The organism is bacterium, assembly GCA_030654305.1.
Taxonomy (GTDB): Bacteria; Krumholzibacteriota; Krumholzibacteriia; order LZORAL124-64-63; family LZORAL124-64-63; genus PNOJ01.
Genome location: JAURXS010000207.1, coordinates 1 through 9,603, shown reverse-complemented (window position 1 = coordinate 9,603; position 9,603 = coordinate 1). Strand labels below are relative to the sequence as shown.

Here is a 9,603-nt window from a genome sequence, read left to right as displayed (position 1 = left end):
CGTCCTGCGGCATCATCCAGAAGGCGGGCCACATCCCACCGCCGGTGGGGATCTTGGCCCTCATCTCCATGCGGCCGTAGAGGAAGGCGTGCTTGCCCCGCGTGTGGACCTTGCCCGAGGTGAACTGGCGGCCGCCGTAGGTTTCGTCGCGGGCCGTGAGGATCAGGTTGCCGCCGGACACCGCGACGTTCTGGGACCGGTAGTACTGGAGCTCGGCGTTGCCCCACCCGCAGAGGTTGGGACAGCCGTCGCCGATGTCGATGGTCCAGTTGCCCGTGTTGAGGCTCGTTCCGTCGAACTCGTCGGACCAGACGAGGGAGAAGGCGGCCAGGGCGGGCGTCGCCATTCCGATCAGGACGGTGATCGCGACGGCGAAGGCCTGGACATGGGCGCGGGCTCTCGAGGGCATCATCAGCTCGGTCTCCCTTGGCAGGTTGCACATCGGCGGCATCGTTACAGTATACACTTTGTTCGGAGTCCGTACATAGTAAAATCGCACCGTTCGGGACGGCCGACCGCCGTTTCACAACGGAAACCGGGGGCGCACCTGGGCGTGTCGGGAGCGATCTCGGCGGGCTGAGGGCAAAAAGAATCCCCGCGCCCTTTTGCAGGACATCGGGGACTCTTTCTATGTGGTAGCGGGGGCAGGATTTGAACCTGCGACCTTTGGGTTATGAGCCCAACGAGCTACCAGACTGCTCCACCCCGCATCCAGTTCATCGTTCCGCCGCGGCGCCTTCGCCAACGGGCGGCCAATATAGGGAGCCGGCCCGGGACTGTCAAGCCGCCCGTCATTCGCCCGCGGTTGGCTCGGGCGCCGGCGCCAGCGCGTCCTCGCCGACGATCTCGATCACCTTCTCCTGCGGCCGCCGCATCCGGTACTTCTCGCGGGCGATCCGCTCCAGCGTCTCGGTGTCCGCGGTGTCGCGCAGCGCGACCAGGCCGGTCTCGATTTCCGCGCGCCGTCGCTGCAACTCGGCCACCTCCCGTTCCAGGCGCAGCCGCTCCTGGCGCAGGTCCAGGTACGTGCGCAGGCCGTTGGCGCCGGTCAGCGAGCTGTACAGCAGCACCCCGACCGCCGCGCCGCCGAGCCACAGCAGGGACAGGCGCAGGCGCCGCCGCAGCGGGGACCCCCGCACGGCGGGCGCGCCGCGGGCGAAGGCCGGGGCCGGCCGCGCCGTCGGCGGCGCGGACCGGAAGCCGGGGATACGGACCACGGTTCCTCCTTGAACCGGGCGCCGGCGGGCGGCGCCTCAATCCAGGTTGTAGAAGCAGCCCTTGCCGGGGTAGACCGCCAGGTCGCCGAGCTCCTCCTCGATGCGCAGCAGCTCGTTGTACTTCGCGATGCGCTCGCTGCGGCACAGCGAACCGGTCTTGATCTGGCCGGCGTTGGTCGCGACCGCCAGGTTGGCGATGGTCACGTCCTCGGTCTCGCCGCTGCGGTGGCTGACGACGTTCGTGTAGGCCGCGCGCTTCGCGATCTCGATCGTCTCGAGCGTCTCGGTCAGCGTCCCGATCTGGTTCAGCTTGATCAGGATGCTGTTCGCGCAGCCCTCCTCGATCCCGCGGCGCAGCCGTTCGGGGTTGGTCACGAAGAGGTCGTCGCCGACGATCTGGATGCGCCCGGCCAGGCTCTCGCTCAGGGCGCCCCAGCCCTCCCAGTCGTTCTCGTCGAGCCCGTCCTCGATCGAGACGATGGGGTAGGAGCCCACCAGCGACTCGTACCACTTGATCAGGCGGCCGGCCTCCCACGCCTCGCCGCCCTCGGCCTGCAGCGTGTAGCGCCCGTCCTTGAAGAAGCCGCTCGCGGCGCAGTCCAGGGCCAAGCCGATGTCCTCGCCGGGGCGGTAGCCGGCCTTCTCGATGGCCTTCATCAGCACGTCCAGGGCCTCGCGGTTGCTGCGCAGGTTGGGCGCGAAGCCGCCCTCGTCCCCGACGCCGGTGGACAGGCCCATCTCCGTCAGCACCTTGCGCAGCGTGTGGAAGACCTCCGCGCCCATCTGCAGGGCCTCGGCGAAGCAGGAGGCGCCGGTGGGCATGATCATGAACTCCTGGATGTCCACGTTGTTGTCGGCGTGGGCGCCCCCGTTCAGGACGTTCATCATCGGCACGGGCAGGGTGCGCGCCGCCACGCCCCCGAGGTACTGGTAGAAGGGCAGCGAGACCGCCTTCGACGCCGCCTGGGCCACGGCCAGGGACACACCGAGGATCGCGTTGGCGCCCAGCTTCGACTTGTTCGGCGTCCCGTCCAGCTCGCAGAGGATGCGGTCGACCAGCACCTGGTCGGTGGCGTCGATGTCCAGCAGCTCGGGTTCGATGATCTCCTGGATGTTCTGCACGGCCTTCAGCACGCCCTTGCCGTGGTAGACGTCCGGATCGCCGTCGCGCAGCTCGATGGCCTCGTGCTCGCCGGTGGAGGCGCCGCTGGGCACGGCCGCCCGACCCACGTCGCCCCCATCCAGGAAGACGTCGACCTCGACGGTCGGATTGCCGCGGGAATCGAGGATCTGGCGGGCCTGGATCGCTTCGATGTTCGTCATCGGGGGCGCCTCTTTCGGGTCGGGAGTCGGGATGGCTGCGGTGGGCTCGGGGGCAGTCTAGGCCGCGCCCGGGGGGGTGTCAAGGCCGGGCGCGGCGCCGCGACCCTCGCCGCCGCCGCCGCCGCGTGGTATCATCACGGGATCCGTCGTCGCCGTCGCCGCCGCGAAAGGTCCGTCATGCACCGCAACGCCGTCGCGCCCCTGCGCCTGTCGTACCTGGTCCTCGCCCTGGCCCTGGGCCTGTCGCCCGCCGTCGCCGCCGCGGGCGGCGACCCGCCGCCGGAGCGGGACGTCGACAACCTGGAAGACCTGCTGCCCCGGCGCGAGACGCTCCGCGAGCGGGAGGCCTGGCGCGGCCTGGAGTCGCTGATGCCGCGGCGCGGCACGCTCGCCGACCCGCCGCCCGCCGCGCCGGTGCGCAACGTCGCGGAGTGGGAGCCGGCCACCGGCGTGCTGATCCGCTACCCGCTGGGCCTGCCCTACGCGCTGCTGCGCGACCTGGACGATGTCGTGACGCTCCACGTCGTGGTGTCCAGCGCCTCCCAGGCGGCGGCGCAGGCCAACCTGTCGGCCAACGGCGTGGACCTCGGAAGCGTCCAGTTCCTCGTGCGCCCCAACGACTCGATCTGGACGCGCGACTACGGCCCCTGGTTCGTCTTCGACGGCGCGGGTGACCTGGCGATCGTGGACCACGTCTACAACCGGCCCTACCGGCCGAACGACGACCTGATCCCGATCCACTTCGCCGAGCAGCAGGGCCTGCCGGTCCACAGCCACGACATGTACCACACCGGCGGCAACTACATGACCGACGGCGACCACGTCGGCAGTTCCACGCGGCTCGTCTACGACGAGGCCGCCGCGGCCAACGGCATGGACGCGGCCGAGGTCGACCAGTTGATGGCCGACTATTACGGCCTTCAGCAGTACACGGTCGTGGACGACATCGAGTCCGGCGGCATCCACCACATCGACACCTGGGCCAAGTTCCTGGACGAGGAGACGGTCCTGGTCAAGCAGGTCTGGCCCGCCCACCACACGTACGCCGCGCTCGAGCAGCGCGCGACGCTGCTGGCGTCGCTCACCGCCTCCACCGGCCGCAACTACCGCGTCCACCGCGTGACCTGCCAGGACATCGGCGGCGGCAGCCCGGCCTCCTACACCAACAGCCTGGTTCTGAACCGCCGCATCTACGTGCCGCTGTTCGGGAACGCGGCCGGCGACACGGCCGCCCTGCAGGCCTACCGTGCGGCCGCGCCCGGCCACGACGTCCGCGGCTTCGCCCACGCCGGCTTCCTCACCGACGACGCGCTGCACTGCCGGGTCATGGGCGTGTTCGACCGCGGCATGCTGCGCGTGGAGCACGCGCCGCCGACCGGCGAGGTCGTCGGCCCCGCCGACCTGCAGGCCCTCGTCACGGCGCACAGCGGGGAAGCGTTGACGGCCGTGGACCTGGTCTACCGCCCGGCCGGCGGCGCCTGGACGAGCGTGCCGATGACCGACCTGGGCGGCGGCGCGCGCCTCGGGCGGATCCCGGCGCCGGACGCGGACACGGACGTCGAGTACTACGTGCTGGCCGCCGACGCGTCCGGCCGCCAAGCGTCGTCGCCCCGCGCCGCACCGGTCGTCCGCCACGCGCTGCGCCTGCTGGCGCCGACCACGTCCGTCGATGCTTCGCCGGCTGCGTCCGTACGGGTCGCCGCGCCCTGGCCGAACCCCGCCAACCCGACGGTCGGCTTCCGGTTCGAACTGCGCGAAGCGGCGCCGGTCCGCCTGTCGGTGGTGGACGCGCGCGGCCGCCTGGTGCGTCGGCTGCTGGACGGCGGCCCGCACCCGGCGGGCCCGACGGACCTGGTCTGGGACGGCCGCGACGATGCCGGCCGGCCCGCGGCTTCGGGCGTCTACACCTTCGTGCTCGAGGCGGCCGGCCTGCGTCATCACCGCCCGGTCACGCTCGTGCGCTGAGCCGCCGCGGGGGATCTGGTTGACCATCGGGCGGCGCTCCCCCTATCTTCGCCGCGTCGTCAGGCTGGACGGGGGAGTGCGGCGGGATGTTCGATCGCAACGAGGACCTGAAGCTGGTCCGCCGCTGCAAGCGCGGCGAGGAGGCGGCGTTCGCCGAACTCCTCGGGCGTTACCGCAACGCCATCTACGGGCTGTGCTTCCGGATGACGCGGCGGGCCGAGGACGCCCGGGACCTCGCCCAGGAAGTCTTCATCAAGGTCTTCTCGCTGCTCGACCGGTTCGACGAGACCTACGCCTTCTCGAGCTGGATCTTCCGGATCGCCACCAACCACTGCATCGACCACCTGCGCCGCAACCGCATGCGGTTCTTGTCGTTGGACGGTTTTACCGGCCCCGACGGCGAACCCATGGACCTGCCGCTGCCCGACGACGGTCCCGGCCCCGACCGGCTGCTCGAACGCAGCGAAGCGATGGAACGGCTGGAGGAGGTCGTCGCCGACCTGCCCCCTCATTACAAGGTCATCATCCTGCTGCGGCACGACCAGGATCTGTCCTACGAGGACATCGCGGTGGTCCTGGACCTGCCCCTCGGCACGGTCAAGGCCCGGATCCACCGGGCCCGGGCCATGATCCAGCAGATGTTGCAGGCCCGCTCCTATGAGATATGATCCGGAAGGAAAAGGTCCCGAAACCGTGAAACCCCAAGCCAGGGATGCCGTACGACTACCCATGGACGCGAACGAAGGCCGTCGGTGGGACACCGGCGCCGCGGGCCGGGCGACGGAAGGCGCGGCGCGGCGCCGCGGGTAGGAGACCCTGGAGGACGATCATGAAGACCGGAATGCAGCAACCCGCGCCGCCGGAATGCCGGCTGGCGCGCGACAGGATGCAGGACTACCTCGACCAGGCCCTCCCGAAACGGGAGTCCCTGGCCGTGTTCCTGCACGTGCGCGAGTGCGGCGGCTGCCGCGCGCAGCTCGAGACGCTCCAGGCGCTCTACGCGCGGTTGGGCGACATGCCGCCGATCGAGGCGCCCGCCGATTTCGACGCCCGCATCCTGGCCGCGGTGCCCTACGAGAACTACCGGGCCATGGCCCCGCTGCGCAGCCCGCGGGTGCCCATCCTGCTGGAACACGAGAGCCTGCCGGCCTGGTTGAGGTCGCGGTCGGTGCGGCTCGTCGGCCTGCTCGCCGCGGCTGCCGCTTTGACCGCTGCCGCCTCGGGCGCCGCCGCGGGGACCGCCGCCTGGACGGTCGCCGGCGTCGGTTGCCTGCCCGAACTGTCGGTCCGCCTGCAGAATCTGACCCGGAGGGTCTATGTCGCGACGGTGCACAGGTCGATCCCGCGCTGACCGCGGCGTCGCGCCGCGGTCCGTCCTGCTCCTGGCGCTGATGCTGGGGCTGACGGTCGCCTCCGTCTGCGACGCGCAGCCCGCGCCGCCGGCGCCGCCCTCCGCGCGCGCCTCCGCCCGCCAGGATTCGCTGCGGATCGCCATCCGCCAGCGACTGAACCGTATCGAGACCCTCCAGGATTCGTTGAAGACCGCGCACGACCCGCAGGTCGCCCAGGCGATGCAGGGCCTCGAACAGGTCATCAAGGAGATGGAGGCCCAGCTCCAGGACCTCGACGTCCGCATCGACGAGCGCCGCCTCCAGGTCTCCAATCCCAGCGGCAACCTCCAGATCGAGTTCCCCGCCGACTGGAGCGAGAAGGTCAGCCAGGGCCTCAGCGCCATCACCGCGACGATCCTGGCCGAGCTGCCCGACACGCTCGACCTCGAGAACGAAATCTCGAAGTTCCGCCAGCAGGCCCATGCCTTCAACTGGGACGTGTTCGCCGAAGAGCCGCCCGAGCGCCGGATCATCGGTTCGGAGATCGTCGCCACGGGCAACGACGCCGTGGTCGAGAGCGACGAGCGCGTCACCGGCAACGTGGTGGTCCTGCTCGGCGACGCGACGATCCTCGGCCAGGTCGACGGCGACGTCGTCGTGGTGGGCGGGTCGCTGACCCTGGCCGACGAGGCCGTGGTGGAAGGCAATGCTGTCACGGTGTTCGGTACGTCGCGTCGCGACGAGACCGCGAGGGTCGATGGCAACGTGATCACGGTGGGCATCGCCGGCATCAGCACCGACGACGGCCTGAATCGCGTTGTCGGCGGCGGCGCCACCGGGCTGCTGGTCCTGCTCCCGCTCGGCGTGCTGTTCGGCTTGACGCTCCTGACGGTCGCCCTGATGCCGGCCTGGCGGCTGGCGGCCGTGACGGACCGCCTCTCGGCGCAACCGGGACGCAGCCTGCTGGTCGGCCTGGCGTGGCTCGTGCTCGGGCACTTCCTGTTCGTGGTGGTGGTGGCCGTGCTCGCGATGACGATCATCGGGATCCCCCTGGCCCTGATGCTCGGCCTGGCCTACGTCGTCCTGGGCCTGGTCGCTCTCGGCATCGTGGCCGGCCGGATCGGCACGCGGCTCTGCGCGGCGCGTTTCCCGGACCGGCTGCAGTCGCTCGGCTGCATCGCGGCCGGTCTCTTCGTGATCCTCTCGCCGGCGATCATCGGCGCGATCCTGACGGCGATCCCGGCGCTGACCGGTTTCGGCAGGATGCTGGAACTGCTGGCCGTGGTCGTGCAGCTGCCGATCTACTGCCTGGGCGTCGGCGCCATCCTCGACAGCCGTTTCGGCGGACGCCACCGTCCGACCACCGTCTGAACGGGGGGATTTTCCCCCCGGGCGCTGCGTGAATTCACCCAGTCTGCGGTCCCTACACCGGTGACCCCGCCTGCCTCCGAAACGGCGACGCCGGATCCAACCCCTTGTTTTCCATCCAGTTGTGTGTCAAGATCCGGCCCGGGTCCGGTCGCCGGCCGCCGTCCGTTCCGTGGCGGCACGAACCCTGCGGGATCTCCTCCCAGCCACCGGACCGACGTCTCTTAGGGGGGGACCAAGGATCACAGGGGGCCAAGATGGACCGGACGAACTCACGATTCCCGACTCGGACCCGTCGCGGCGCGATGTTCCTGGTGGCGTTGTTCGCCGTCGCCTGGGCCGGCGACGCCGCCGCCCGGACCTTCACCGCGTCCAGCGGCCTGCGCGTCCGCATCCACACCCCCGCCGACCTGGCTGCCTACATCGTCCACGCGGACGGCGCGCTGCTGCTGCGCCACCCGGCCCTCGGCGAGATCGAACTGCTCCAGGGCCCGGACGATCCGCGCCTGGCCCGTCGCGACATCGACGGGTTCCAGCCTCTGCCCGAGGACGTCGTCGCCGACGCGCTGGACGATCTGCAGCACCTGCAGGTCGACCTCGACGTCGACGTGTTCCTGCTGCCCGCCCCCCCGGCCGAGGTGCTCGGCAGTTTCGCGCGCGGTGGCGCCATCGTGCTGTCGCCGGCCTTCGGGCCCGTCGCCGCGAGCACCGTGGCCGACGTGACGGTCCACGAGCTCGGCCACGTGCTGACCTGGGCCTGCTTCGACCGCCGCCCCGAGCAGTGGCGCCGCTACCTCGAGCTGCGCGGCCTCGCCGGCGGCGATCACGGCCCCGACGCCCCGCACGCGCAGCGGGCCCGCGAGATCCTGGCCGAGGACATCCGCTTCCTCTTCGGCGGCGAGCTGGCGACCGCCAGCGGCGCCATCGAGAACGCATCCCTGGTCACCCCCGACCAGGTCGACGGCCTCCAGGCGTTCCTGAGCGAATCGCTGGGCAGCGGCCCGGTCGTCGCCCCGTCGCTCGCCTGCACCGCGTTCCCCAACCCCTGCAACCCCCTGACCACCGTCGCGATGACCCTGCCCGCCGACGCATCCGGCGACGCGGGCACTGCGCTGTTGACCGTCTACGACCTGCGCGGCCAGGCCGTCCGCACGGTGCGCGGCGGGGAGATCCGCAACGGCCGCCTGCTGGTGTCCTGGGACGGCGACGACGACGCCGGCCGGCCGGCGGCGTCCGGACGCTACGCCTATGCGCTGACTTGGCAACGGACCGCGGGACGCGGCACCGTCACCGTCGCGCGCTGAGCGCCTGGGGTCGCGGCCGTCCCGGGGGGGGCGACCGCGGCCCTGGCGCCGATCTCCCCACGTCTGCACGCTCACCGGTTGTCCCCGCCGACCTGTCGGCGTACCCTGGTCCGCAGAGGGATGACGGGGAGGTCATGTGACGATCATCGGACACGTCGGGATGCGGTCGTTGGCCGCGGCGGTCCTCTGCGCGGCGCTGGCGGCGGGCGTCGACGCCGGCGCCCTGCGCGGCGAGTCGCCCCGCGCGCGCCACCAGCGCGGCCTGGCGGCCGTCGACTCGCTGGCGACGGCAGGCGACTGGGAAGCCGTCGCCGGGCGCGCCGAAGCCGAGCTGGCCGACGACGGCCTGGACGAGGACCTGCGCTGGCGCTTGCACCAGCGCGCGGGCCTCGCCCTGCAACGCCTCGGCCGCCATGACGCGGCGCTGGCCCACCTGGAACTGGCCGTGCTCTGGGGGCCGACGGAGGCCGCCAACCACCGCAACCTGGCCACGCTGCTGGTCGCCCTCGACCGGCGCGGCCGGGCGCTGGCGGAATACGGTCTGGCCTGCGATCTCGCCCCCGCCGACTGCGTCGTGCGGCTCGAACTCGCCCACGTCCTGATCGATTACGGGCTGCTGCGCGAGGCGACGGCGACGCTGGCGATCGCGACGGGGATCTGCGACCCGGACGATCCGCGCCTGTTGAGGGCCCGGGTGCGCTGCCGGCTGGCCGATGGCGACCCGGTCGCCGCGTTGCCGGATCTGGAGCGTCTCCACGCCTTGGCGCCCACCCCGCAGAGCGGGCAGCAGCTGGCCCTCGCCCGTCTGCGCGCCGGCCAGCCCGAGGCGGCCAGACTCCTGCTGGCGCCGCTCTGGCGCACCGATCTCGACGATCAGGGCCTGCGGATCCTACTGGAGGCCGACGCCGCCCTCGGCGATCCCGAGCGCGCCGTCTCGCTGGCGCTGTCGCTCGGCGAGGGGGGAGTCCGTCTCCCGCGTGATGCCCAGGTCTGGTCCCAGGCCGCCCTGGTGTGCATCGGGTCGAATCGCGATCCCGAGGGGCTGATCCTCATCGACCAGGCCATCGCCCTGTCGCCCGACGATCCCGCGTTGCG

Annotated in this window: 9 protein-coding genes and 1 tRNA gene; 6 read left to right on the top strand and 4 right to left on the bottom strand. The window is 71.6% G+C overall.

Annotated features, from left to right (window positions below):
* From Q7W29_05545 to eno, 4 genes are all read right to left on the bottom strand, one after another.
* The coding region (locus Q7W29_05545; GenBank protein ID MDO9171278.1) for a glycoside hydrolase family 16 protein at positions 1-442 on the bottom strand (442 nt) is incomplete at its 3' end.
* 191 nt (positions 443-633) lie between these two features.
* Positions 634-710 (bottom strand) — tRNA-Met (locus Q7W29_05540).
* A gap of 81 nt (positions 711-791) precedes the next feature.
* Positions 792-1,217 carry a septum formation initiator family protein gene (locus Q7W29_05535; GenBank protein ID MDO9171277.1) on the bottom strand — a complete coding sequence of 142 codons (426 nt, stop codon included), beginning with the start codon at positions 1,215-1,217 and terminating at the stop codon, positions 792-794.
* Between the two features lie 36 nt (positions 1,218-1,253).
* A complete protein-coding gene (gene eno, locus Q7W29_05530; GenBank protein ID MDO9171276.1) occupies positions 1,254-2,540 on the bottom strand; it encodes a phosphopyruvate hydratase in 1,287 nt (428 codons plus the stop codon).
* 177 nt (positions 2,541-2,717) lie between these two features.
* Here eno and Q7W29_05525 point away from each other — a divergent pair, with 177 nt between their 5' ends.
* The 6 genes from Q7W29_05525 to Q7W29_05500 form a co-directional block, all read left to right on the top strand.
* On the top strand, positions 2,718-4,505 hold the full coding sequence (locus Q7W29_05525; protein MDO9171275.1) for an agmatine deiminase family protein: 1,788 nt from the start codon (positions 2,718-2,720) through the stop codon (positions 4,503-4,505).
* Positions 4,506-4,591: 86 nt separating this feature from the next.
* Positions 4,592-5,173 carry a sigma-70 family RNA polymerase sigma factor gene (locus Q7W29_05520; protein ID MDO9171274.1) on the top strand — a complete coding sequence of 194 codons (582 nt, stop codon included), beginning with the start codon at positions 4,592-4,594 and terminating at the stop codon, positions 5,171-5,173.
* A 161-nt stretch (positions 5,174-5,334) separates the two neighbouring features.
* Positions 5,335-5,856, top strand: a complete 522-nt coding sequence (locus tag Q7W29_05515; GenBank protein MDO9171273.1) for a zf-HC2 domain-containing protein — start codon at positions 5,335-5,337, stop codon at positions 5,854-5,856.
* Entirely contained in the window at positions 5,822-7,207 is a 1,386-nt protein-coding gene (locus tag Q7W29_05510) for a hypothetical protein (protein MDO9171272.1), read from the top strand. Before Q7W29_05515 ends, Q7W29_05510 begins: the two co-directional genes overlap by 35 nt.
* Before the next feature lie 254 nt (positions 7,208-7,461).
* Positions 7,462-8,508, top strand: coding sequence for a FlgD immunoglobulin-like domain containing protein (locus Q7W29_05505; protein MDO9171271.1), 1,047 nt, complete (start codon positions 7,462-7,464; stop codon positions 8,506-8,508).
* Between the two features lie 136 nt (positions 8,509-8,644).
* Positions 8,645-9,603 (top strand): hypothetical protein (locus Q7W29_05500; GenBank protein ID MDO9171270.1); only part of this gene is annotated, 959 nt, incomplete at its 3' end.